This is a genomic window from Pseudonocardia sp. GCM10023141 (assembly GCF_042653605.1).
Genome location: NZ_JBHSIR010000021.1, coordinates 83,013 through 106,453 on the forward strand (window position 1 = coordinate 83,013; position 23,441 = coordinate 106,453).

21 protein-coding genes and 1 pseudogene are annotated in these 23,441 nt (G+C 71.3%); 12 read left to right on the forward strand and 10 right to left on the reverse strand.

Translation table 11 applies throughout. From position 1 onward, the window contains the following. Position 1: 1 nt before the first annotated feature. Both ACFPFQ_RS10720 and ACFPFQ_RS10725 read right to left on the reverse strand, forming a co-directional pair. Positions 2-895, reverse strand: coding sequence for an MOSC domain-containing protein (locus tag ACFPFQ_RS10720; RefSeq protein WP_379617398.1), 894 nt, complete (start codon positions 893-895; stop codon positions 2-4). Positions 896-923: 28 nt separating this feature from the next. Then, entirely contained in the window at positions 924-1,865 is a 942-nt protein-coding gene (locus ACFPFQ_RS10725; protein WP_379617400.1) for an RNA polymerase subunit sigma-70, read from the reverse strand. A gap of 191 nt (positions 1,866-2,056) precedes the next feature. Between ACFPFQ_RS10725 and ACFPFQ_RS10730 the strand changes: the two genes are divergently transcribed. Further along, positions 2,057-3,367, forward strand: a complete 1,311-nt coding sequence (locus ACFPFQ_RS10730) for an MFS transporter (RefSeq protein ID WP_379617402.1) — start codon at positions 2,057-2,059, stop codon at positions 3,365-3,367. 84 nt (positions 3,368-3,451) lie between these two features. Here the strand turns inward: ACFPFQ_RS10730 and ACFPFQ_RS10735 are convergent, their stop codons facing one another. Beyond that, a complete protein-coding gene (locus ACFPFQ_RS10735; RefSeq protein WP_379617404.1) occupies positions 3,452-3,955 on the reverse strand; it encodes a hypothetical protein in 504 nt (167 codons plus the stop codon). 376 nt (positions 3,956-4,331) lie between these two features. On the opposite strand from ACFPFQ_RS10735, the gene ACFPFQ_RS10740 reads away from it, so the two are divergent. Further along, entirely contained in the window at positions 4,332-5,243 is a 912-nt protein-coding gene (locus ACFPFQ_RS10740) for an SDR family oxidoreductase (protein WP_379617405.1), read from the forward strand. A gap of 71 nt (positions 5,244-5,314) precedes the next feature. On the opposite strand, the gene ACFPFQ_RS10745 is transcribed toward ACFPFQ_RS10740, so the two are convergent. After that, entirely contained in the window at positions 5,315-5,944 is a 630-nt protein-coding gene (locus tag ACFPFQ_RS10745) for a TetR/AcrR family transcriptional regulator (RefSeq protein ID WP_379617407.1), read from the reverse strand. Positions 5,945-6,046: 102 nt separating this feature from the next. Here ACFPFQ_RS10745 and ACFPFQ_RS10750 point away from each other — a divergent pair, with 102 nt between their 5' ends. From ACFPFQ_RS10750 to ACFPFQ_RS10780, 7 genes are all read left to right on the forward strand, one after another. Further along, a complete protein-coding gene (locus ACFPFQ_RS10750; RefSeq protein ID WP_379617409.1) occupies positions 6,047-7,219 on the forward strand; it encodes an acyl-CoA dehydrogenase family protein in 1,173 nt (390 codons plus the stop codon). 7 nt (positions 7,220-7,226) lie between these two features. After that, positions 7,227-9,323: an acetate--CoA ligase family protein gene (locus tag ACFPFQ_RS10755; RefSeq protein ID WP_379617411.1), complete on the forward strand. Its 2,097-nt coding sequence runs from the start codon at positions 7,227-7,229 to the stop codon at positions 9,321-9,323. A gap of 114 nt (positions 9,324-9,437) precedes the next feature. Next, the gene (locus tag ACFPFQ_RS10760) at positions 9,438-10,187 is read left to right on the forward strand and encodes an amino acid ABC transporter permease (protein WP_379617413.1); all 750 of its coding nucleotides are present in this window, start codon (positions 9,438-9,440) and stop codon (positions 10,185-10,187) included. A gap of 3 nt (positions 10,188-10,190) precedes the next feature. Continuing rightward, positions 10,191-10,958, forward strand: coding sequence for an amino acid ABC transporter ATP-binding protein (locus ACFPFQ_RS10765; RefSeq protein ID WP_379617415.1), 768 nt, complete (start codon positions 10,191-10,193; stop codon positions 10,956-10,958). A 29-nt stretch (positions 10,959-10,987) separates the two neighbouring features. Beyond that, positions 10,988-11,806 (forward strand): substrate-binding periplasmic protein, encoded by an 819-nt coding sequence (locus tag ACFPFQ_RS10770; RefSeq protein WP_379617417.1) that lies wholly within the window; start codon positions 10,988-10,990, stop codon positions 11,804-11,806. A gap of 28 nt (positions 11,807-11,834) precedes the next feature. Then, positions 11,835-13,643, forward strand: coding sequence for a CocE/NonD family hydrolase (locus ACFPFQ_RS10775; protein ID WP_379617419.1), 1,809 nt, complete (start codon positions 11,835-11,837; stop codon positions 13,641-13,643). 4 nt (positions 13,644-13,647) lie between these two features. Then, a complete protein-coding gene (locus ACFPFQ_RS10780) occupies positions 13,648-14,727 on the forward strand; it encodes an ArsR/SmtB family transcription factor (RefSeq protein ID WP_379617421.1) in 1,080 nt (359 codons plus the stop codon). A gap of 22 nt (positions 14,728-14,749) precedes the next feature. Here the strand turns inward: ACFPFQ_RS10780 and ACFPFQ_RS10785 are convergent, their stop codons facing one another. Genes ACFPFQ_RS10785 through ACFPFQ_RS10795 form a run of 3 tightly spaced genes read right to left on the reverse strand, consistent with a single transcriptional unit; the run spans position 14,750 to position 18,348 of the window. Next, a complete protein-coding gene (locus ACFPFQ_RS10785) occupies positions 14,750-16,543 on the reverse strand; it encodes a flavin-containing monooxygenase (protein ID WP_379617423.1) in 1,794 nt (597 codons plus the stop codon). A 33-nt stretch (positions 16,544-16,576) separates the two neighbouring features. Beyond that, entirely contained in the window at positions 16,577-17,230 is a 654-nt protein-coding gene (locus tag ACFPFQ_RS10790) for a response regulator (RefSeq protein ID WP_379617425.1), read from the reverse strand. Then, positions 17,227-18,348 (reverse strand): sensor histidine kinase, encoded by a 1,122-nt coding sequence (locus tag ACFPFQ_RS10795; protein WP_379617427.1) that lies wholly within the window; start codon positions 18,346-18,348, stop codon positions 17,227-17,229. Before ACFPFQ_RS10795 ends, ACFPFQ_RS10790 begins: the two co-directional genes overlap by 4 nt. 129 nt (positions 18,349-18,477) lie before the next feature. On the opposite strand from ACFPFQ_RS10795, the pseudogene ACFPFQ_RS10800 reads away from it, so the two are divergent. Then, positions 18,478-19,131 (forward strand): annotated as a pseudogene (locus tag ACFPFQ_RS10800) (ABC transporter ATP-binding protein); the annotation flags it as partial. Between the two features lie 44 nt (positions 19,132-19,175). Beyond that, positions 19,176-19,925: a hypothetical protein gene (locus ACFPFQ_RS10805; protein ID WP_379617429.1), complete on the forward strand. Its 750-nt coding sequence runs from the start codon at positions 19,176-19,178 to the stop codon at positions 19,923-19,925. 10 nt (positions 19,926-19,935) lie between these two features. Here ACFPFQ_RS10805 and ACFPFQ_RS10810 read toward each other — a convergent pair whose 3' ends face one another. From ACFPFQ_RS10810 to ACFPFQ_RS10820, 3 genes are read right to left on the reverse strand one after another with little or no spacing between them, the layout of a single operon-like run. Beyond that, positions 19,936-21,081, reverse strand: coding sequence for a thiolase C-terminal domain-containing protein (locus ACFPFQ_RS10810; protein ID WP_379617431.1), 1,146 nt, complete (start codon positions 21,079-21,081; stop codon positions 19,936-19,938). Continuing rightward, complete coding sequence (locus tag ACFPFQ_RS10815; protein WP_379617433.1) at positions 21,078-21,503, reverse strand: Zn-ribbon domain-containing OB-fold protein; 426 nt, start codon at positions 21,501-21,503, stop codon at positions 21,078-21,080. Before ACFPFQ_RS10815 ends, ACFPFQ_RS10810 begins: the two co-directional genes overlap by 4 nt. 56 nt (positions 21,504-21,559) lie before the next feature. Continuing rightward, entirely contained in the window at positions 21,560-22,009 is a 450-nt protein-coding gene (locus ACFPFQ_RS10820) for a DUF1772 domain-containing protein (RefSeq protein WP_379617435.1), read from the reverse strand. A gap of 674 nt (positions 22,010-22,683) precedes the next feature. Between ACFPFQ_RS10820 and ACFPFQ_RS10825 the strand changes: the two genes are divergently transcribed. Next, positions 22,684-23,337 (forward strand): hypothetical protein, encoded by a 654-nt coding sequence (locus tag ACFPFQ_RS10825; RefSeq protein WP_379617437.1) that lies wholly within the window; start codon positions 22,684-22,686, stop codon positions 23,335-23,337. Positions 23,338-23,441: the final 104 nt, after the last annotated feature.

A 23,441-nucleotide genomic window follows, 5' to 3' on the forward strand; every position in this document is an offset into this window, starting at 1 on the left:
GTCAGCAGAGCTCCGACGGACCCCATTCCTGGACGTCGAGCCGATCGCCCACCGCCAGCCGGCCGGTCCGGAGCACGGCGTACATGGCCCCGAACGCCACCCCGCCCGCGGCGGCGCGTCGGTAGTCGGCGAGCGTGCGCAGCGGCTCGGGACCGGCCTTGCGACCCACGACCTGCTCGACCAGCGTGACGGCGCAGCGGATGCAGATCTTCGCGTAGCCGAGCTCGGCCGCGCCGATGCGGATGCGGCGACCGAGGTCCTCGGCATGTGGCTCGGCCCAGCCCGAGACGACGATGTTGGGGCGGAACCGGTTCATCGGCAGCGCGGGCGAGCCGCGGTCGGTCAGGCGCTCGTTGAGCAGCGCCAGCGAGGCGTCGGAGGCGAGCAGCAGTGCGGTGCTGTCGGCGTAGGCGGACGTTCCGGGGGTGCGGCCGGCGACGACGCGATGGTGCTCCGGCGGGACGCGCACGAGCCGGCTCGTCGCCCCGAGCAGCTGCGAGAGCCAACCGGCCACCCCGTCGCCCTGGTCCATGCCGCGGTACGGGTCGCTGAAGAGCGTGATGTCGCGGCGCGGGCCGTCGAGGTCCACATCGAGGGTGAGGGGCTCGATGCCGGGAGCATCCAGCGTCATCCGGGCGCCGTCGTCGCTCATCTCGGGGCGCAGGACGGCCAGCTCGGGCGTCTTGCGCTGGCTGCGGAACAGGCCGTCCTCGTCGATGACCAGGAAGGTGCGGTCGTGCGCGAGCCCGGCAGGCGTGAGCATCGACTCCGCAACCGACGTGCCCGCGCAGCCCTTGATCGGGTAGGTGACGAGGTCGGTGACAGCGGCCGTGCCGGTGACCGGGTCGGCGTCGGTCGCCGATTCCTGGGTGGTCACGAGTTCCTGGGTGGTCACGCTCGGTCCCTCCGTCGTGGAACCCCCATCATCGCCGGAGCACCTCGGGAAGGCCGAACGGTGTGAAGAATCCGGCACCGAACGTCGTGATCTCCGCGACGAGGTCGCCGTCGAGGCGCAGCACGTCGATCTTGAAGGCGCGGAACTGCGTGTCGCCGGGCCGTCGCAGGTAGTTGGCGGCGGCGGGCTGGCGGTTGGCCGCAGTCGGCACGAACCACCAGTCGCCCATGGCGATCGCCTTGTCCCGCAACGGCTGCAGCGCCTCGACGCCGTCGAAGCACATCGGCTGTGGCGGCATGGTCACGCGCAGGTCGTGGCGCACGAGCGCGGTCATCGCGGCATCGTCGGCACGGTTGTGCGCGTCGACGAAGCGGTCGAGCACCGCCCGTTCCGCCGCGCTGGGGGCCGCCACCGACCACTCCGACCGCACCGCAGGAAGGTGTTCACGCAGCGCGACCCGGGCCCGCTGCAGCGCGCTGTTCGCGGCGGCCACCGAGGTAGCCATCGCGGCGGCGGACTCCGCGGCCGACCAGCCGAGCACGTCGCGCAGCAGCAGCACGGCCCGCTGCTGCGGGGGCAGGATCTGGACGGCCGCGAGGAATGCCAGCTCGATCGTCTCGCGGGCCATGGTGACGGCTTCGGGTCCGGTCGTGACCTCGTCGAGCAGCCGGTCCGGGTAGGGCTGCAACCACGAGATGTCGGCGAGCGAGTCGAGCGCGACGGGCCGGCGGCCGCGGCTGCGCAGCACGTCGAGGCAGCCGTTGGTGGCGATGCGGTAGAGCCACGCGCGAAACGCCGGCCCCACCTCGACCACGTCGCGCTTGTTCCACGCCCGCAACTGGGTCTCCTGCACCACGTCCTCGGCCTCGTCGAACGAGCCGAGCATGCGGTAGCAGTGCACGTGGAGCTCCCGCCGATGCCGCTGAAGCAGCTCGGCGAAGCCGGATTGCGCTGTGGTCACCGCCGTCATGGTGCTGCCTCCGGGGCCGGGTGTCATTCCGGTACAACGCGTGCGGGGTCGCGGACTCATCGGTCCCGCCTGCACCCGATGAGACGCCTTGACTTAGTCCGCTCGGCCCTGGATCTTAGAAACGCGTTCTAGGACATTGGTCACACAACGGGCAACCGGTCCTCGACGCGTCAACGGTGACAGGGGGAACCATGAAGGTGTCCTACGTCCGCTACCTCGACAGCTACCCGACCGGTCGCAAGCGCGCGATGCTCCTGACGATGGCGGTGCTCGCCAGCCTGATCACCTCCTACGAGGCGGCGATCGCCCCGGTCGTCCCGCTGCTGCTCACCGAGCTGAAGATGTCACTGGCCACCTACGGCGCGATCGCCGCAGCGGCGGCCGTCGCCGGCGCGATCGCCGGCATCATCGCCGGCCGGCTCACCGACACGCTGGGCCGCGTGCGCCTGCTCGTGCCCGCCATGCTGCTCACGTCGCTGCTGTGCTTCGCGATGACGCTGGTGCAGACCACCGGCCAGCTGCTGACGGTGCGCATCGTGCTGTCCTTCGTCGACGGGATCGCCGTCGCGTCCACGGCACCGCTGGTGCGGGACTTCTCGCCGCGGATGGGCCGCGCCACTGCGTTCGGTTTCTGGACGTGGGGCCCGGTGGGCGCCAACTTCCTCTCGGCCGCCATCGCGGGCGCCACCCTCTCGCTGTTCGCCAACTGGCAGAGCCAGTTCATCATCATGGGTGCCATCTCGTTCGTCGTCTCCATCGTGATCGCGATGAACATCGCCGAACTGTCCCCCGCGCTGCAGTCGACGATCCGCCACACCGAACTGGCCGCCGTCGGGAAGGCCGACGACTCGCGTCCGCCCCGCATGGCCGACCTGCTGCGCAGCCGCTGCATGTGGGCCCACCTGCTGGGCATCTCGTCCTGGCTGGTCATCTACATCACGCTGCTCGTGTTCGGGCAGACGATGCTCGTGGCCACGTTCGGGCTGAGCGCGGCGGAGGCGTCGCAGATCATGACGGCCTTCTGGATCCTCGACCTCGCCGTGCTCGTCGTCGCCGGCAAGTTCTCCGACCGCTGGCAGCTGCGCAGGCCGTTCTCGGCCGTGGGCACCGTGCTGGCGCTGATCGTGCTGGGCGTGCTGATCTGGATGACGGGCAACCCGCAGGACACGTCGACCGCCGGACTGATGATCACCGGCATGCTGCTCGGTGCCAGCCTGGCGCTGGCCTACGCGCCCTGGATGGCCAACTTCTCGGAGAACGCCGAGGACATCGACCCGCGGCTGCAGGGCACCGCATGGGGCCTGTTCGCGTTCGTCACCAAGGCCATCGCGGTGGTCGTGCTGCTCGCCGCGCCACCGGTCGTCGCGGCGTCGGGATGGCAGGGCTGGCTGATCGTCTCGCTGGTGTGCCTGGCCGCCTTCGGCATCGCGATCGTGTTCTTCCAGGGTCCGTGGCGCCGGCGGGCCGTGGCCGTGGATCCGGTGGCCGTGGCGCGGGGTTGAGGGGCCGCAGGGGTCTCACCTGCGGTTCCCCGATGCAGGAAGGCACGGGAGGCGGGGGCGGTGCTGAACGCGCCGGCGGTGCGGTCAACCTTCAGAAGTCACGGCTGAAACCACCCGACCCGCCAGGTCGACAGCGCTCGCCGCACGGCTCGTCGGTTCAGCCGCAGCGTTGATCACCGTCACACCGTCCAGCGTGGATCGGTAGAAGTCGCCGGTGAACCGGACATCGCGGTACTTCCCGCTCTCACGGGACAGCTCGGTGACGTTGCCGGTACCGTCGCGATCCATGAGCCGGCGCAGCTCGCTTGCCTGCGCCTCGTCCGGCATATCGACCCATGCGACCGCCACCAGCACCATGTTGCCCGGCCGATCGCTCACCTCGAACAGCACCCGGAACAGGGCGGAGCAGGGATGGCTGCGGAAGTACTCCTGCACCTGCCCGTAGGAGTGGCCGAAGCAGTCATCCGAATCCGATGAAAGGCGCTGCTGAACGCGCAGCCCTTTCGCCTCGAGCCGCACCGCGGGCCGATCGCCAGAACCGCCGCGATGCCCGCGGCGAGAGCACCCCAACCCCACCCCTTCGTCCATCGTCCCTTGGAATCCCTGGGCTGGCTCCACCATCCCATTGCGCGCCTCCCGAGGCCGCGCGAAGCGTAGGCGGCGCACAGGTCGAGCCACGTGCCGTTGCACAAGCACCACCCGCTCGGCCCATCGCTCGCGCAACGCTCGATGAGGATGATCACTCGTGCGGACCACGCCCCGCCCACGGGCACATCGGAGCGACCGGGTGATCAACGCCCACCGTTTCGGCTTTGATCATGCCCCAGTGAGCGCTCGCGGAACGACGCGATGAGCCGCACCCAACGGCCCCGCAGCGGGCTCCCGAGCCTTGACGGACGAGCGGCGCAGGCAATCCTAGAATTTCGCTCTGGACGGCGGCTGGCTCGCGGGGCAGGGTCGGGGCATGGAGACCGACGGCAGGGTTGCAGTCATCACCGGGGCCGCACGCGGCATCGGCAGGGGTCATGCGCTGGAGTTCGCCCGCAACGGCTACCGGGTGGTGGTCAACGACATCGGGGCGGCGGTCGACGGCACCGGCTCGTCGGACGGTCCGGCCGGCGCCGTCGTCGAGGAGATCCGGGCACTGGGCGGCGAGGCGATCGCCAACGGCGACGACGTGGCCGACTGGTCGGGCGCCCAGCACCTGATCGCCTCGACCGTCGAGCACTTCGGCGGGCTGGACGTGCTGGTCAACAACGCCGGCATCCTGCGCGACCGGATGCTGGTGAACATGACCGAGCAGGAGTGGGACGCCGTGATCCACGTCCACCTGCGCGGCACGTTCGCCCCGATGCACCACGCCGCGCAGTACTGGCGGGACCGGTTCAAGGCCGGCGAGCCAGTGGCCGCGAGCGTCGTCAACACCACGTCCTCGTCGGGGATCTACGGCAATCCGGGCCAGTCCAACTACGGCGCGGCGAAGGCCGGTATCGCCGCGATGACCATCATCTCGGCGATGGAGCTGGGTCGCTACGGCGTCACCGTCAACGCCGTCGCCCCTGCCGCGCTCACCCGGATGACCGAGAACCTCATGCCCGACCGTCCGGCCGTCCCCGAGGGGCAGTTCGACGCCGCGGCGCCCGACAACATCGCCCCGCTGGTGGTCTGGCTGGGCGGGCTCTCGGCGCGCGAGGTCACCGGTCGTGTTTTCAACGTGCGCGGCGGCACGATCAGCGTGGCAGAGGGCTGGAGCGCGGGGCCCGGCGTCGAGCACGGCGCGCGGTGGACCGTCGACGAGCTCGACGACGTGGTGCCGGAGCTGGTGGCGAAGGCCGCTCCGAACGCGACGCAGGATGGGCGGCGGCCCGCCGGCTGAGATGGCAGGAAAGCCACTTTCCTGCAACGACGTTGCGGGAAAGTGGCTTTCCTGCAACGGGGGCGGCCGCGCTACGCGTGCTCCCCGAACACCGCCAGCCGCTCGATCATCTCGACGGCGGCGTCGGTGATCTCCTCGGCCTCCGCGCGCGACCGGCTCGTGCCGATCTCCCGCCCGGCCTCACCGATGATCGTGGTGAGGACGGCGACGGTGACGCGGCCGATGGGGTCGTCGTCGATCTCCAGCAGCAGCGAGTTCTGCCGCAGCCACATGTGCCCGCGGCTGCGGCGCATGAGCTCGAACCCGGGCGGGCCGTCCTTCTCCACGAACAGGGCGGCCAGCTCGCGCCCCTCCCACGAGCCGGCCAGGAACGCACGCGCCCCCGTGACGAACAGCGCCAGCGGCCGCGTCTCACCGGCCTGGCGCGCCGCGGTGACGGCCGAGGCCGCGCGGTGCTCCTGACTGCTCTGCCACTCCTCCCACAGCGCGAGGAACAGCTCGGCCTTGCCGCCGAAGTGGTGGTAGAGGCTGCCGACGCTCGAGCCGGCCTTCTCCACGACCCGCGCGACGCTGGCGTCGGCGAATCCCGCCTCCGCGAACACGTCACGGGCGGCGTCGAGGATCACGCGGCGCGTCTCCGCCGTGCGGCTCCACTTCCAGGCGCCACGGGCGGGGGCAGCACCGGCTTCGTTCGCGGTCACGTCGCCTCCTGATCGAAGAGCCGATGGTAGCGGGCTTGACACCGCGCCGTCGGCGCGTGAACCTCTTTATAGAGTCTAATTCTAGAAATACGGAGGGCCGTGATGCTCGACTTCTCGCTCGGCGACGAGGAACGCCAGGTGCGCGACACGGTCCGCACGTTCATCGAGCGCGAGGTGATGCCGCTCGAGCAGGACGTGCTGCGCAACGAGGCCGCCGGCTACGCACCCCTCGAGCCGGGCGTGATCAAGGAGCTGCGGCAGAAGGCGCGCAACGCCGGGTTCTGGGGCGTCAACACGCCCGAGGAGTACGGCGGCATGGCGATGGGCGCCGTCATGAGCGCGATCGTCGCGATGGAGACCGGGCGCACGTTCGTGCCGTTCACCTTCGGTGGCAACGCCGACAACATCCTCTACGCCGGCAACGAGGAGCAGAAGCAGCGCTACCTCATCCCGACGATCGAGGGCGAGCGCCGCTCCTGCTTCGCGATCACCGAGCCGGGCGCCGGATCCGATGCCCGCGCGATCCGCACCCGCGCCGAGCGCAGCGGCAGCGACTGGGTCATCAACGGCGAGAAGACGTTCATCACCGGCGGCAACGACGCCGACTTCTGCATGGTCTTCGCCGTCAACGACAAGGAGAAGGGCGCCGACGGTGGCGTCACGTGCTTCCTGGTCGACCGCGACATGGGCTGGAAGTCCTCCCCCATCCCGACGATGGGCGAGTGGGCGCCGGCATCACTGTCCTTCGAGGACGTCCGGGTGCCCGCGGAGAACGTGCTCGGCGAGGTCGGGCAGGGCTTCGCGCTCGCGCTGAGCTGGATCGGCCAGGGCCGCTACATGATCCCGGCGGGCGCGATCGGCGCCGCCGAGCGGATGCTGGGCATGGCCATCGACTACGCCAAGATCCGCCACTCGATGGGTCACCCGATCGCCGACTACCAGGCCATCCAGTGGCAGATCGCGGATTCGCACGTCGAGATCGAGTCGGCGAAGTGGCTCACGCTCTACGCGGCGTGGCAGGTCCAGGAGGGCAGAGACTCGCGCCACGCGTCGTCGATCGCCAAGCTGCAGGGCGGCCTGATGGCCAACCAGGTGGTGGACCGCGTGCTGCAGATCCACGGCGGCATGGGCTACACGAAGGAGCTGCCCGTCGAGCGCTGGTACCGCGAGCTGCGGCTGCTGCGCATCTTCGAGGGCACCGACGAGATCCAGCGCCGCACGATCGCGCGGAACCTGATCAAGGGACACGCGAAGCTCGGCCTGATCGGGGAATGATCGAGGGATGACGCTCGCGGCGCTGTTCGCCCCCCGCTCGATCGCGCTCGTCGGAGCCACCGACAAGTCCGGGTGGTCGGTGAACACGCTCAACAACCTGCTGCAGTTCGGGTTCGACGGCGAGATCCAACTGGTCAACCCGCGCGGCGGCACGGTCCACGGCAGGCAGGCGCACCGCAGCCTCGCCGCCATCCCGACGCCGGTGGACCTCGCCTACGTCATGGTGCCGACGGGTGCGGTCCTCGACGTGCTGCGCGACGGCGCGGCAGCCGGCATCCGCAGCTACGTGGTGCTGACCGCCGGGTTCGGCGAGACCGGGGCCGAGGGCAGGGCGCTCGAGGACTCCGTCGCCGCGTTCGCGAGCGAGCACGACCTGACCGTGCTGGGCCCCAACGGCAACGGCTACGTCAACGCGGCCGCGAACGTCACGCCCTACGGGCTGCCGATCCCGTCGCCGCTGCGGCGCGGATCGGTCGGTGTCGTGCTGCAGAGCGGTGCGCTGGCCAGCGCGGTGCTGATGTTCGCGCACGTGCGCGGCATCGGACTGAGCCTGCTCACCTCGATGGGCAACGAGGCGGTCGTGTCGGTCACCGACGTGATCGACCACCTGGTCGACGACCCGCAGACCACGGTGATCGCGCTGTTCCTCGAGTCGATCCGCCACACCGACGAGTTCGTCCGCGTCGCGCGGCGGGCGCTCGCAGCGGGCAAGCCGATCGTCGCGCTGAAGATCGGGCGCAGCCCGCTCGCCTCGCACACCGCGCAGGCCCACACCGGCGCGCTCGTCGGCGACGACGCGGTGATCGACGCCGCGTTCGGTCAGCTCGGCGTGATCCGGGTCCGCTCGGTGGAGGACCTCATGATCACCGCAGGCCTGCTGGCCACGACGGGACCGCTGCCCGGCAACCGGATCGGCGTGGTCACGCCGTCCGGAGGTGCCTCGGAGATCATCGCCGACCGTGCCGAGGACGAGGGCATCGCGCTGCCCGCGTGGGCCCCGGTCACCGCCGAGCGGCTGCGCGAGCTGCTGCCCCCCTACGCGAGCGTCGCCAACCCGCTCGACGTCACCGGGTACGTCGTGGTCGACCGGACGCTGCTGGGCAACGCCCTCGCACTCGGCACCGCCGACCCGGGCGTCGATGCCGTGCTCCTGCTCAGTGACCTGCCCCGGCTGCCACCCCCGAACGTCGAGCTGACGATGGCGCTGTTCGAGCGCACCGCGGGCATCATCGCGGCGAGCCCGGTGCCGGTGGTCGTGGTCAGCAACACGCTCAACGACGTCACCGAGTTCGGCCACAGCGTCCAGGAGCAGGCGGGCTACCCCGCCGTCGTCGGCGGCATCGAGCACGCGATGACGGCGCTCGGTCACGCCGTGCGGTGGTCGGAGGTGCACCGCCGCACCGCCGCGGCCCCACCCGCGACCGCGCTGCGGCCCGTCACCGTCCCGGCCGACGCGCAGGGGCTCTGGGCCGAGCACCGCGCCGCAACGTTCCTTGCCGGTCACGGCGTCCCGGTCGTCCCGAGCACCCTGGCCACCGATGCCGAGCAGGCCGTCGCCGCGGCCGAGCGGCTGGGCTGGCCGGTGGTGCTCAAGACGGCCGCAGCGGGGCTCGGGCACAAGAGTGACGTGGGCGGCGTACGGCTGGGCCTGGGTTCTGCTGTCGAACTGCGCGCGGCCTACACCGCCATGACCGCGGCACTGGACGAGCCGCGGGTGCTGGTGCAGCCGCAACGCGGTGAGGATGGGGTCGAGCTGCTGGTCGGGGTCGTGCGCGACCCGGAGTGGGGGCTCACCCTCGCCGTCGCACTGGGCGGGATCTGGGTGGAGATCCTCCGCGACTCGGCGCTGCGGCTGCTCCCCGCCGACCGGCCACTCGACGCAGGCGAGGTGCACCGGATGCTCGGCGAGCTGCGTGGCGCCCGGCTGCTGGCGGGTCCACGTGGCACGGCGGCCGCCGATGTGGACCGGGTGGCCGAGGTGATCGTCGGCATCGCCGAGCTGGCCCGTGGGCTGGGTGATCGGCTGGAGTCGTTGGAGATCAACCCGTTGCGGGTGCACGAGTCCGATGTGGAGGCGTTGGACGCCCTGATCACCTGGCGGTGACGCGGCAACGGTTTCCCCATCGGGGAAACCGTTGCGGAAACACCAGGTGACGGGTCCTAGGGTCGGGCGCCACGGCGGTGATCGCCGTGGCCGCACACCCGGGAAGGGCTCCTCGTGGACGCATTCCTCCATACCTTCTTCGACTGGGACGAGATCGTCGCCGTCCTGCCGGACCTCCTGACCGAGGGCATCCGGAACACGCTCGTGATCGCGGCGCTCGCGGCGGTACTGGGTGTGGTGCTCGGCATGGTGCTGGCGATGATGCTGCTGTCGCGCCAGTTCCTCGTCCGGCTGCCGGCCCGGATCTTCGTGGACGTCTTCCGCGGGCTCCCGGCCATCGTGACGATCAGCCTCATCGGGCTGGGGCTGCCCGCAGCGCAGTTCCGCCCGTTCGGCCGGTCCCCGATCGGCTACGCCGTGCTGGCCGTCGGCCTGATCTCGGCCGCCTACTGCGCCGAGGTCTTCCGTTCCGGCATCCAGTCGATCGACGCAGGCCAGATGCAGGCCGGACGCTCGCTGGGCATGTCGTACCTGCAGACGATGCGCAAGGTGATCGTGCCGCAGGGCGTGCGCAACGTGCTGCCCTCACTCACCAACCGGTTCATCATCGACATCAAGGAGAGCTCGCTGGTGTACCTGCTCGGGCTCACCGTCGGCGAGCGCGAGCTGTACTTCATCGCGCACCAGCAGCAGGCCACCACGTACAACTCGTCCGCGCTGGTGGCCGCCGGTGCCTGCTACCTGCTGATGACAGTGCCGCTGACGTACGCGGTCAACGCCTGGGACCGCCACCTGCGCACCGGCCGTCCCAGCTCCGGGACCGCCGCCACGCCGCTGCCGATCAAAGACCTCTCGGAGGTGTGAACCATGACCACCCTCGATGACACGACCGCCCTCGACGCCGCCACCCCCGCGCTCCGACTGCGCGGCGTGCACAAGTCCTTCGGCGCGGTCGACGTCCTGCGCGGCGTGGACCTGGACGTGGCGGCCCGTGAGGTCGTCTGCCTCATCGGCCCGTCCGGATCGGGCAAGTCGACGCTGCTCAAGTGCATCAACATGCTGCAGCCGCCCGACGCCGGCACCATCCGCCTGGCCGGCACCGAGATCACCGGTCCCCGCGTCGACGTGGACGCGGCACGGGCCCGGATCGGCATGGTGTTCCAGCACTTCAACCTGTTCCCGCACGTCTCGATGCTCGCGAACGTCACGATGGCGCTGCAGACCGTCAAGGGCACACCGAAGGCCGAGGCGCGGGAGATCGCGCTGACGCAGCTGGAGCGCCTCGGCGTGCTCGACCTGCGCGACAAGCGACCGGGCGACTGCTCCGGCGGCCAGCAGCAGCGGGTGGCCATCGCCCGCGCGCTCGCCATGGACCCCGAGGTCATGCTGTTCGACGAGGCCACATCCGCGCTCGACCCCGAGCTGGTCAAGGGCGTGCTCGCCATCATGCAGGACCTCGCCGCGTCGGGCATGACGATGGCCGTGGTGACCCACGAGATGGGCTTCGCCCGCGAGGTCGCCGACCGCGTCGTCTTCATGGACCGGGGCGTCGTCGTCGAATCCGGCCCGGCCCGCCAGGTGCTCGACGAGCCCGGCACCGACCGGCTCCGCACGTTCCTCTCCCAGGTCCTCTGAACCCCACCACCGCCGAAGGAGGCACCGCCATGCGTCGAACACTCCGCTCGCTCGCCGTCGCCGTCGCCACGACCGCCGCACTCGCCACCGCGGGCTGCGGCTCGGGCGCCGCCACCGACACCGCCGCCAACCCGTACGGGCTCATCACCCCCGGCACGCTGCTGGCCGCGACCTCCGGTGACCAGCCACCCTTCTCGCTGCTCGAGAACGGCGAGCCCAGCGGGTTCACCATCGCGCTCAACGACGAGGTCGCCAAGCGGCTCGGCCTGCACACCGAGTACAAGCAGACCGACACCGCCGCCGCGATCCAGGGCCTGACCGCACGCCAGTACGACATGGTCGCCAGCGGGCTGGGCATCACCCCCGAGCGCGAGAAGTCGATCCTGTTCGCCAAGGGTGAGTACTGGTCCACCACCGCGGCGCTCACCCTCAAGGCACACCCGGTGGCGGCGATGGACGGGCTCGCGGGCAAGAAGGTCGCCGTGATCACCGGGTCGGTCCAGGTCGCGTACCTGAAGAAGATCAACGGTGCGGTCGCGACGGAGTTCCCCAGCCAGAACGCGGCGGTGTCCGCACTGCACTCGGGCAACGTCGACGCGCTGCTGGTCGGCGGCCCCGACGCCGAGGCCTACCTCAAGCAGTTCGACGACCTCGCGATCTCCGCGGCCCAGCCGGTGGATCACGCCACCACCGTGGCCTTCCAGAAGGGCGCCACCGCACTCGGAGCGGCCTATGACGCCCAGCTCGAGGCCATGGTCGCCGACGGCACCTACCGCCGGATCTACGACCGCTGGTTCACCCAGGCCCCGCTTCCCGAGCTGCTGAAGATCTGGCCGGGGCTGGCCTGAGCCGGTCGAGAGAGAGGGGGAACCACCGATGACCGTCATCGCCCAGGACCAGGTGGAGCGGATCGGGCAGCACGCGCAGCGGCAGCGCGTCGCCGTGGCGATGCGCGACGGGGTCGAGCTGGCTGCTGACGTCTACTGGCCGACCGGGGAACGGCTCGACGCGCTGGGTCCGCACCCGGTGCTGCTCGAACGCTCGCCCTACGACGTGCGGGCGATGCGCGGCTCCGACGGGCTGCACGCCTCCGGGGAACCGGTGTCGCCCGAGTCCGGCGCGGCCTACTTCGTCGAGCGCGGCTACGTGGTGGTGCGCCAGGACTGCCGCGGCCAGGGCGCCTCCGGCGGCGCCTTCAGCAAGTACGTCAACGAGGCCGACGACGGCTACGACACCCACGAATGGGTCGCCGGGCAGCCGTGGTGCGACGGGCGCATCGTCACCCACGGCGTCTCCTACAGCGCACACACACAGGCCGCGGCGGCATCGGTGGGCGCGCGACACCTCGTTGCGATGATCATGGACTCGGGTGGGTTCTCGTCGGCCTTCGACGCCGGCGGCCGCTTCGGCGGCGCGTTCGAGCTCAAGCAGGCGGTGTGGTCGATGCACCGCGCGGAGAAGCAGCTCGGCACCGGCACGGTCGCCGACATCGGGGCCTGGTTCGCGGCACTGCCGTGGCGGCGCGGGTTCTCGCCACTGACCCGCGCGCAGGACTACGAGGACTTCCTGTTCGACCAGTGGAGCCACGAGGACCTCGACGAGTACTGGACGCAGCCCGGCCTCTACGCCCGCGGGTTCTACGGCTCCTTTCCCGCGGTGCCGGTGCTCAACATCTCCAGCTGGTACGACCCGTACGTGTTCACGGCCGTCGAGAACTTCCGGGAGCTGCGCAGGCGCCACGCCGGTACGGCACTCGTGTTGGGGCCGTGGACCCACGGGGCGCGCAGCGTCAGCTGGGCAGGCGACGTCGACTTCGGACCCGCGGCGACGCTGGACGGCAACCTCGCCCCGGACTACCTGGCGTTCAAGGACCGGTGGCTGCGCTCGGTGCACGGTGTCGGCCCCGCGGAGCCGGCCGTCCGGTACTTCCTGATGGGTGGCGGCAGCGGCCGTCGCAACGACGCCGGCCGGCTGGACCACGGTGGACGGTGGTGCACCTCCTCGGACTGGCCACCGCCGGGCGCGCACCCGGTCGATCTGCACCTCGGGTCGGACCAGTCGCTGCACGCGGCGCCACCGCCCTCCGGTGCGCTGAGCTACGACTTCGACCCGCACGATCCGGTGCCCAGCAGGGGTGGCGGCATCACGTCCGGCGAACCCCTGATGCGCGGTGGCGCGTTCGACCAGACCGGCGCAACCGGGCTGCCGCTGAGCGCGCGCCACGACGTGCTGACGTTCCAGACCGAACCGCTGCCGGAGCCCGTGACGGTGGCCGGCCGGGTGGCGGTGCACCTGCGGTTCTCCTCCAGCGCGCCCGACACCGACGTCGCGGTCAAGCTCGTGGACGTCCACCCGCCCACGGCGGACCACCCGCACGGCTACGCCATGAACATCACCGACGGCATGCTGCGCTGCCGTCACCGCGACGACCCGGCACACCCGACGCCGCTGGAACCGGGCCGCGCCTACGACCTCGTCGTGCCGATGCCCGACACCGCCAACGTCTTCGGTGCGGGGCACCGGATCCGCCTCGACGTCACGTCGAGCAACTTCCCCCGCTGCGACGTCAACCCCAACACCGGCGGGCCCGTGATGGGCGCGCGCACGTTCACCATCGCGCGCAACACCGTCCACACCGGAGCGTCCTTCCTGCGGCTGGACGTGCTGCCGGTGGACGTACCGTGATGCGGTGGTCATCGCGATGCGGGTCGGCGAGCGGCGCGATCGCGTCCATGTGGGGGTCTCACCGCTCGCCGAGCTGATGGCCTGCCTGCACGTGCTGGCCGAGCCGGACCACCACCCGGAGTCGCGCGGCTGGCGCGGCGGCATCGCGGCCGAGCTGCCCGACCACCTGCGGTCGGATCTGCACCGCTTCGCGCCGCTGTGGGCACGCTACCGCTCGCGGCTGCTCTTCCCGATGGACACGGTCCTCGGCCGGACCCTCGAGGACGAGCTCGCCCAACTCGCCGTCCTGGACGACGACCTGTTCGTGCCGCTGGCCGCCGACGCGATCCGAGGACGGGCCATGGACTTCCCGGATGCGGCCGCCGTGGCCGCCTCCGGGAACGCGTGGGTGCGGGAGTGCGAGCAGCGCTCGTTCACCCGCGGCGACCTCGCCCACGCGCTCGTGGAGGACCCCGACCGGCTGCGCCACGACCTCGTCGCCATCCTCGCTCGCTGCGCCGCCGGCTTCTTCGGGCCCGACTGGGACCGGGCGCGGTCCACACTCGACACTGCGGCCTCGGCCGTGGCGACCCGGCTGCGCCACGAGCCGATGCTCGACGTGATCGCCGCGCTCACCGACGCCGCGTCGACGCGCGGCTCGACCGACACCGTCTACATCGACAAGCTGCAGCAAGGCGAGTGCGTGGTCGACGGGCACGGGCTGCTGCTGATCCCGTCGATCCGCGCGCGGCCCCACGTGATCATCAAGTCGGATGCTCGCGTGCCCAAGGTCCTGCACTTCCCGGTCCGCCCGCCCGCCGACACCGAAGCCGCGACGCAGGAGGAGCTGCGCAGGCGGCTGCTGGTGCTCTCCGAGCCCAACCGGTGGGAGCTGTGCCGACACCTGATCAACGAGCCGATCACCACCACCGAGCTCGCGGCGCGCACCGGCGCCACCAAGTCGGCGGTGTCGCGCCACCTCAAGGCGCTGCGCGAGGTCCGGTTGATCGACTCCCAGAAGGAGGGCCGGCAGGTCTTCCACCGGCTCAACGCCTCGGTGATCCTGCGGCTGGGGGCCGAGGCGCTGGAGGGGATCATCCGGTGAGCGAGCACCCGACCCCCCGGCCTCAGCTCAGCACCAAGCCCGCCAACGTCCCCTCCGCCCGCCACTCCCTGAGCAGCTTGAGAAAGGCCAGCGAGCCCCGCCCGTAGGACGCCCCGCGCGCCGAGCGCGGGGAGGCCTGGCCCTCGTTGTTGTAGTACCCGGGTGTGCACTCGGTGAGGAACGCCCGCCGCAGCTCCGACAGCTCGACGATCGTCTCCACCCACGCGGCCTCGGCCGCGGGGTCGGCCTCGATCGTCCGGGCGCCGCGGGCCGCGGCCTCCGTCAGCACGTAGGCGAGGTGGGCCGCCTGCTCCGCGAGCATGTGCGGGAAGTTCGGGGTGAGCCCGGACTGCGTGATGCTGACGACGAAGAAGTTCGGGAAGCCGTGGCTGTAGAAGCCGTGCAGGGTGGCCGGGCCGTCGCGCCACCTGTCGGTGAGCGTCACCCCGCCGCGACCGCGCACCTCGAACCCGACGCGCCGCGAGAAGTCGGTGCCCAGCTCGAAGCCGGTGGCGTAGATCAGCACGTCGAGCTCGTACTCGTGACCGTCGACGACGACGCCGCGCTCGGTGATGCGGTCGACGCCCCTGCCGTGGGTGTCGACGAGCGTGACGGTCGGCCGGTTGAACGTGTCGAGGTAGGAGTCGTGGAAGCACGGACGCTTGCAGAACTGGTTGTAGTACGGCTTGAGCGCCTCTGCGATCGCCGGGTCCCGCACCACCGCGTCGACGCGGGCGCGGATCTGCTCCATCTTGCGGAAGTCGGCGAGCTGCACGAGCTGCGCCGCGGCCGGGTCGCCCTCCCGGCCGGCACGGGTCGCCATGACGGCGAGGTTGCGGATGATGTCGGTCCACCCGTCGCTGACCAGGTCCTCATCGGCCCGGCCGCCGCTGACCAGCGTGTTGAAGTTGTCCATGCGGGCCCGCTGCCAGCCCGGCTGCAGGCTCGCCGCCCACTCCGGGTCCGTGGGGCGGTTGGCCCGCACGTCGATCGACGAGGGAGTGCGCTGGAAGACGAACAGCTCGCCTGCCGCCGCGCCGAGGTGCGGCACGCACTGCACGGCGGTGGCGCCGGTGCCGATGATCCCGACGCGCTTGCCGGCGAGCCCCGGCAGGCCGTCGGCGACGCTGCCCGTGTAGTCGTAGTCCCAGCGGCTGGTGTGGAAGCTGTGGCCGGTGAACGACGCGATGCCCGCAACACCGGGCAGCTTCGGGCGATGCAGCGGCCCGCCCGCGGTGATCACGTACCGCGCGCGGATCCGGTCGTCCCTGCCGGTGGCGACGATCCAGCGCTGGTCAGTCTCGTCCCAGGTCAGGTCCGTGACCTCGGTCTGGAAGCAGGCGTTGCGGTAGAGGTCGAAGTGCTCGCCGATGCGGCGGCTGTAGGCGAGGATGTCCGGGCCCTGCGCGTACTTCTCCACCGGCAGGTAGCCGGTCTCCTCCAGCAGTGGCAGGTAGATGTAGGACTCGATGTCGCAGGCCGCGCCCGGGTAGCGGTTCCAGTACCAGGTGCCGCCGAAGTCGCCACCCTTCTCGATGACCCGAACATCGTCGATGCCCGCCTCGCGCAGGCGCGCTGCGGCGAGCAGGCCACCGAACCCGCCTCCGATCACGACGACCTCGACCTCGTCGGTCAGCGGCTCGCGGCGGAAGCCCGGGTCGACGTAGGGGTCCTCGACGTACTGCCCCAGCGCGCCTGCCGGCTCCACGTACTGGTCGTTGCCGTCGGGCCGCAGCCTGCGGTCGCGCTCTGCGCGGTACTTCGCGCGCAGCGCGTCGGGATCGAAGCCGAGTTCCGTCGTCGCGTCCGCCGTCACCACGCACCCCCAATTTTGGAATCCCCTTCCAGATTAGGGCAGCGACGGCGGCCTGCACAGCCCGTGCGCGAACGCGTAGGTGACGGCGTGGGCCCGATCGCGCAGACCGGCCTTGGCGAACAGGTTGTTGATGTGGGTCTTCACGGTGGCGGCGGAGATGACCATCTCGGCCGCGATGTCGGCGTTGGAGCGGCCCTGCGCGATCAGCACGAGCACCTCCACCTCACGCGCGGTCAGCCCGTCGGGCGCCGCGGGCGGGCCGGCGGCCGCCACCGCCTCGACGAGTCGGCGCTGCACGCTCGGGTCGAGCTGGGACTGCCCGTTGTGCACGGCGGTGATCGCCGCGTCGATCTCGGCCGGGCGGGCATCCTTCGTCAGGTACCCGCGGGCACCGGCTCGCAGGGCGGCCAGCACCGACGCGTCGTCGACGTAGGTGGTGAGCACCACGACCTCGGTGTCGGGGTGGCGCGACCGGATCAGGGCGGTGGCAGTGGCGCCGTCCATCCGCGGCATCCGCAGGTCCATGAGCACCACGTCCGGGCGGTGCGCGGCGACCACCGCCACGGCCTGCTCCCCGTCACCCGCCGTGCCCACCACCTCGACGCCGGGCAGCATGCCGAGTATCAGCACCAGCCCGTCGCGGACGACGCGCTGGTCGTCGACCACCACCACCCGGATGCCCGTCACGGCGCACCCATCGGCTCCGCGAGCGGCACGCGCAGGCGGACCCGGAAGCCGTCGCCCGAGCGGCCGGCCTCCAGCGAGCCGCCGATCAGCTCCGCTCGCTCGCGCATGCCCGTGAGGCCGAAACCGGCCCCCGAGTCGGCGAGGGGACCGGGTGCGCCGCCGCTGTCGAGCACCTCCAGCTCGCACCAGCCCTCCCGGCAGCCGAGCGTCACCGCGACCGCTGCGCCCGCGGCGTGCTTGCGGACGTTGGTGAGCGCCTCCTGCGCCGTCCGCACGATCGCCCAGCGGGCATCGGCGGCCAGCGACGGCTCGGCGCCCGTGCACAGCTCGCACTCGCCCGGACCGGTGGCGCGGAAGTCGACAACCAGCACCGCCAGCCGATCGACCACGCGCAGCTCGTCGCCGCGCAACGCCGAGAGGGCGCGCTTGGTCTCCTCGAGCCCGTCTCGTGCCAGCTGCAGAGCCCCCACCACCTGCCGGTGCGCCTGCTCCGGACGGTCGCCCCGTTCCATCAGCATGCGGGCGCCCTCGAGGTGCACGATCTGCGCCGAGAGCGTGTGCGCCAGCAGGTCGTGGATCTCCCTGGCCATGCGCTGCCGCTCGGCGAGCACCGCCGCGTCGGCACGGGCGCCAGCCACGACCTCGGCCTGGCGGCGTGACGCGGACAGCTGGTGGACCACGGCGGCGAACGCGCCGGTGAACAGGAGACCCAGCCCGACGCCGACGATCGACGCGACCTGTTGGCCGGAGGACGTGAACACCACTGCGGTGGCGACCGCGTCGATAGCGACGATCGCGGCGGCGACGGGGAGCCGCACGAACAGCGGGGCCACGAACGCGGTGACGAAGGCCAGGTTCAGCCCGGTGAAGGGCGCTTCGACGTTCTCCACGACGCCGACCGCGACGAGCCCGAGCAGCAGCGCTGCCGTGCCACGGCGCACCCGGCCGAGCACGACCGCGAGGTAGGCGGCGCCGGCCAGCACGGCGAGCAGCGCGACCAGCGCGATGGCGAACCAGCCGCTGCCGATCGTGGCGATCGTGGCGACGGCGCCGCCGAGCGTGTAGAGCAGTCCGGCCACGACGAGTACCCGGACCAGCACCGAGCCGCGCGACGTCACCGGCCCAGCGTAGGTCCGATGCCCTCGCGTGCCATCGGACCTGGGGTGGAGCCGCTCTCCACCCGCGTACCGCCGAGGTTCCGCCTCAGCGCCCAGGTAGCGGGGACCGCACGCGACCATCGTTGCCGCATGCCCGCCATCACCGTCTCGCACCTCAGCAAGAGCTTCGGCGCCGTGCGCGCCGTGGACGACCTGTCCTTCACCGTCGCCCGGGGCGCGGTGACCGGTTTCCTCGGACCGAACGGCGCGGGCAAGACCACGACGCTGCGCATGATCCTCGGGCTCGTGCAGCCCACGTCCGGGACGGCGACGGTCGACGGCCGGGCCTACCGCGATCTCCCGGATCCCGCCGGGAGCGTCGGCGCGGTGCTGGAGTCCAGCGCGTTCCACCCCGGACGGTCCGCTCGGACCCATCTGCGCATCCTCTGCACCGCGGCAGGGCTGCCGGCGGAGCGGGCCGACGAGGTGCTCGACGAGGTCGGCCTGGCGGCCGCCGCGTCACGCCGGGTCGGCGGCTTCTCGCTCGGCATGCGCCAGCGCCTCTCGATCGCCTCGGCCCTGATCGGCCGCCCCGGCATCCTCGTGCTCGACGAGCCGTCCAACGGGCTCGATCCCGACGGCATCCGCTGGTTGCGGTCGTTCCTGCAGGGCCACGCGCGCGACGGGCACGCCGTCCTCGTCTCGAGCCACCTGCTCGGCGAGATGGAGCACCTCGCCGACGACGTCGTGATCATCGCGGCCGGGCGCCTGCTGCAACAGGGCCGGCTCGCCGACGTCACCGCGGGCGCCAGCCTGGAGTCGGTGTTCCTCGACCTCACCGCCGCCCGATGACCGCGCTGGTCCGGGCCGAGCTGGCCAAGATCCGCACGCTGCGCAGCACCTGGGTACTCGTGGCACTGGCCGCCGTCTTCTGCGCCGGCTGGACCACGTCGGCGGTGCTCGTCTTCGACGCCACACCGCAGGCGGTCGCACTCCCGGCGGCGGAGCGGCTCGCGGCCATCTACCGGATGGGACAGCAGGGCTACCTGGCGGCACTCCTGCTCGGCGTGTTCGGGATGACCGGCGAGTACCGCCACCAGACGATCACCTGGACGTTCCTGCAGAGCCCGGTGCGCCGCCGCGTCCTCGTCGCCAAGGCCGCGGCGCACGCGCTGTTCGGACTGGGGATCGGCCTGCTCGGGGTGGCCGTCACCACCGGGACCGCCGCGGTCCTGCTGAGCAGCGCGGGCCGGGTGGTCTTCACCGCGCAGGTGCCCGCGATCCTGGCCGGGTGCGTTCTCAGCACCGCGGGCTACGCGCTGCTCGGGCTCGCCATCGGCACGCTGGTGCGCAACCAGGCCGCCGCGGTCGCCGTCGCGTTCGGCTGGTTCTACTACGGCGAGTACCTGCTGGCGGCGTTCCTCCCGGTGGTCGGGCGCTGGCTGCCGACGGGGGCGGCCAAGGCGCTGATCGGCGACCAGGCCGTGACCGGCGGGGAGCTGTTGCCGGTCTGGGCCGGGGCGGCGGTCTTCCTGGGCTACGTGGTGGTGATCGGCGGGGCGGCGCAGGTGCTGACCCTGCGACGGGATGTGACGTGACGACGGCGCCCTAGGTGCCCAGCACCAGCGTCGCAGCCGCCATGAACATGCCGCCGTTGCCGAGCACCACGCTGCGTTCCACGCCCTCGACCTGCGCCGCGGCCTCGCCGCGCAGCTGGCGCACCGACTCCTGGATCGCGAACATGCCGTACATGCCGGTGTGGGTGTAGGACAGGCCGCCGCCGTTGGTGTTGAGCGGCAGCCGCCCACCCGGTGACGTGTGGCCCTCCGCGATGAACGCGCCCGCCTCGCCGCGCCCGACGAAACCCATGTCCTCCAGCCCGAACAGCGGCACGTGCGCGAACGCGTCGTAGATCATCACGTGGTCGATGTCTGCGGTGGTGACCCCGGCCTCGGCGAACGCGGCGCTGCTGGAGCGGCGGAACGCGCCGAACGAGGTGAAGTCGGGCATCTGTGACACCAGCGGCGCCTCCGCCGCCTCGCCGCTGCCGAGCACGTGCACGAGGGGCTTGAGCACTCCGCGGGCCTGCGCCCGTTCCCGCGAGGTGACGACCAGCGCGCCGCCACCGTCGGTGACCAGGCAGCACTCGAGCAGGTGGAACGGCCACGCGATCACCTTCGATGCGTAGACGTCCTCGACCGTGATGAGCTCACGCATTGCCGCGCGCGGGTTGCGGTGCGACCAGCGCCGCTGCGCAACGGCGACCTCCGCGAGCTGGTCGTGCGTCGTGCCGGTGTCCTTCATGAAGCGCAGCGCCGGGATCGTGAACATCGTCGGCGGCCCGAACACGCCGTAGGGCACCTCGAACTGGCCCTGCACCGACTGCGGGCTGCGGCCGTAGCCCGGCGGATCGACCCGCGAACGTCCGGACTCGCCATGCGTGATCAGCACGGTGTGGCACAGGCCGGCCCGGATGGCCGCCGCGGCGTGGCGGACGTGGAACAGGAACGACGTGCCGCCGACACCGGTGCCGTCGAGCCACGCGGCCTCGATGCCCAGCGCGTGGGCGATCGTGACCGGGCCCGGGGTGGCGACGGTGGCCACGCCGTCGATGTCTGCGGGTGTCATCGCGGCATCCGCCAGCGCATTGCGCGCGCCCTGCAGGTGCAGACCGAGGGTGGAGAGGTGCGGCAGCCTGCCGAGCTCGTCGGTCTCGGCGGCGCCGACGATCACGATGTCGGACGCGGCGCTCACGCGGCGGCCGGCTCGAACAACGGGATGGTCACATCTCCGCGCTTCTCGAAGACCACGCGCAGCGGCATGTCGAGCGGGAGCCGCTCCGGGTCGGCGGGAACGCCGACGACGTTGGACATCATCCGCACGCCCTCCGGCAGCTGCACCACCGCGATCACGTACGGGACGTCCGCGGCGAAGCCCGGGGCGGGGCGGTGGCTGATCACGTACGAGTACAGCGTGGCGGTGCCGTCGGACCTCACCCACTCCGTGTCGGAACCGCCGCAGTGCGGGCAGTCCGGGCGCGGGTAGAAGAAGTGGCGCGAGCAGTCGCGGCACCGCTGGATGCGCAGCTCACCGGCCGCGCAGCCGTCCCAGAACGGCTGGGTCTCCGGTGTCGGGCGAGGCTCCGGCTTGTCCAGAGCGCCAGGGATGTCAGCCATGGGTGCGACCACCGTTCGACGGGAGCGAGGAACCGGGTCGAATTCTAGAATCAGACTCAGATCAGCGCCAGGACGAACACGACGCTCCCCGCGGTGCTCGCCACCGCGCGCACGTGGTTGCGCAGCGTCCACGGGCCGGCGTAGCGCGCCCAGGCCTGTGATGCGCTCGCGGCGTCGACGCGGTCGAGCGCGTTGTTCAGCGGCACGTTCGCCGCCATGGTCACGCCGAGCGAGCCGATGACGTAGAGGATCGCACCCGCGATCGTGAGAGTGCCGGGCGCGACTGCGGCGACGAGCACCGACAGCAGGGCGGTTCCCAGGAAGACCGGGAGGAACAGCGACTTCACGATCACGCGGTTGATCACCTGCATCACCGCCACCGCCTGGGGCGCCGGAACCCGTTCGAGCGCCGGCATGATCGTGACCGAGAAGATGAGGAACACGCCGCCGATCAGTGCGGAGCCGACGGCGGCCGCGACGGTGAGCGTGGTGATCAAGGTGTCCATGGGATGGCCTCCGATGCCGTGGTGGTGACACGTCCATCCTCGGATCGAGATCCTGGACTGTGAATCATCCAGGGTCGTCATTCCATGTCCGATCGTCCACGCCATCAGGCGTGACGCGCGCTCCCTGCCAGCAGCAGGATGCTCCATCGAATGGCGGCGATCCCTTACTGCAGATGCACCAATATTCGCAAGGAATCGAGAATGCACCATCCCGACCGCCGCAGATCTCGACACCGTTATCAGCATCGCAATTCAGATGTAGTCGACCGCACACTCGGGGTCACAGGCTCCCGACCTGCAGTGATGGGTCTCACAGAAAATGCACCGCTTATCTCGTGACACCGTCCGGTCACCCGATTCGGACTCTCAGAGACGGATGCACAGCGCCGCGGTTGCCTAGCGTTCCTTGCGGATCAATGACGGCACGGTCACGAGATGGACACGGGCTCCCCACCCGCCGGCTCCCCCGAACCGGGCGTCCACCCGCACCGTCGATCCGGAAGGCAGACGTGTCCCGGCATCGCTCCCCACGGGGCCGAGGCGCGCAGCAGTGGCCACCGCAGACGGCAGATCGCCGTGACGCGACAGGCAGGCGCGCGCACCGCTCGGCCCGATCGGCCACCCCGTTCCAGCGGGGTGCAGCCGCCGTCGTCGTCTCCGGCGGCGCCCTCTCGATGATCAGCGCGGGCGCCCCCGGCGACGCGCCCGCCGCGGCCGAACCCCGGTTCGCGTCCTTCGAGGCACCGGCACAGGCCATGCTGTGGAGTCCGTCGGCAGGACCCACCGCCGAGCCGGCAGCGCTGACCGCACCGATCGTCGACACCTCGGCGCTGGTCCAGAACGTGCTGGTGGTGCAGAAGCAGGCCACCCAACTCGTCGCGGAACGTGTCGCGGCGGCCGCAGCCGCTGCCGCCGAGGCCGAGCGCAAAGCCGCTGCGGTCAAGGCGGCCACCGCGGGCTGCGCCGGACTGCCCACCGGCGGGCTCGGCGCGGTGCTGCCCCACGTCCGCACCGCGGCGCAGTTCCTGGGCTGCCGCTTCGGCAAGCCGACGATGTACGGCGTCTCCGGGCGCGGCGGCGTGTCGGACCACCCGTCCGGCAAGGCCGTGGACTTCATGGTCGACACTGCCACCGGCAACCAGCTGGCCGACTGCGCACTGCAGAACATGAAGGCGCTGGGCATCTCGTACGTGATCTGGCGGCAGCGGATCAACTTCGGCTCCGGCTGGCAGGCCATGGAGGACCGTGGCAGCGTCACCGAGAACCACTACGACCACGTCCACGTCTCGTTCAACAACAGTGCAGGCGGGACGCCGAAGGGTTGCTGAGAGCCGGCCGTTCGCCGCATCGGGACGCACGCCCGACTCACTCTCGGTGACCGTACAACTGCATGCCGTCACATTGTCGCTAAAGTCCTGATCAGATCGCCATC

Bases quoted from the DNA above. Each gene is read 5' to 3' on its own strand.
- ACFPFQ_RS10725 (WP_379617400.1), bottom strand. From the start codon at position 1,865: ATGACGGCGGTGACCACAGCGCAATCCGGCTTCGCCGAGCTGCTTCAG.
- ACFPFQ_RS10730 (WP_379617402.1), top strand. From the start codon at position 2,057: ATGAAGGTGTCCTACGTCCGCTACCTCGACAGCTACCCGACCGGTCGC.
- ACFPFQ_RS10735 (WP_379617404.1), bottom strand. From the start codon at position 3,955: ATGGACGAAGGGGTGGGGTTGGGGTGCTCTCGCCGCGGGCATCGCGGC.
- ACFPFQ_RS10740 (WP_379617405.1), top strand. From the start codon at position 4,332: ATGGAGACCGACGGCAGGGTTGCAGTCATCACCGGGGCCGCACGCGGC.
- ACFPFQ_RS10750 (WP_379617409.1), top strand. From the start codon at position 6,047: ATGCTCGACTTCTCGCTCGGCGACGAGGAACGCCAGGTGCGCGACACG.
- ACFPFQ_RS10755 (WP_379617411.1), top strand. From the start codon at position 7,227: ATGACGCTCGCGGCGCTGTTCGCCCCCCGCTCGATCGCGCTCGTCGGA.
- ACFPFQ_RS10765 (WP_379617415.1), top strand. From the start codon at position 10,191: ATGACCACCCTCGATGACACGACCGCCCTCGACGCCGCCACCCCCGCG.
- ACFPFQ_RS10770 (WP_379617417.1), top strand. From the start codon at position 10,988: ATGCGTCGAACACTCCGCTCGCTCGCCGTCGCCGTCGCCACGACCGCC.
- ACFPFQ_RS10775 (WP_379617419.1), top strand. From the start codon at position 11,835: ATGACCGTCATCGCCCAGGACCAGGTGGAGCGGATCGGGCAGCACGCG.
- ACFPFQ_RS10805 (WP_379617429.1), top strand. From the start codon at position 19,176: ATGACCGCGCTGGTCCGGGCCGAGCTGGCCAAGATCCGCACGCTGCGC.
- ACFPFQ_RS10815 (WP_379617433.1), bottom strand. From the start codon at position 21,503: ATGGCTGACATCCCTGGCGCTCTGGACAAGCCGGAGCCTCGCCCGACA.
- ACFPFQ_RS10820 (WP_379617435.1), bottom strand. From the start codon at position 22,009: ATGGACACCTTGATCACCACGCTCACCGTCGCGGCCGCCGTCGGCTCC.
- ACFPFQ_RS10825 (WP_379617437.1), top strand. From the start codon at position 22,684: ATGATCAGCGCGGGCGCCCCCGGCGACGCGCCCGCCGCGGCCGAACCC.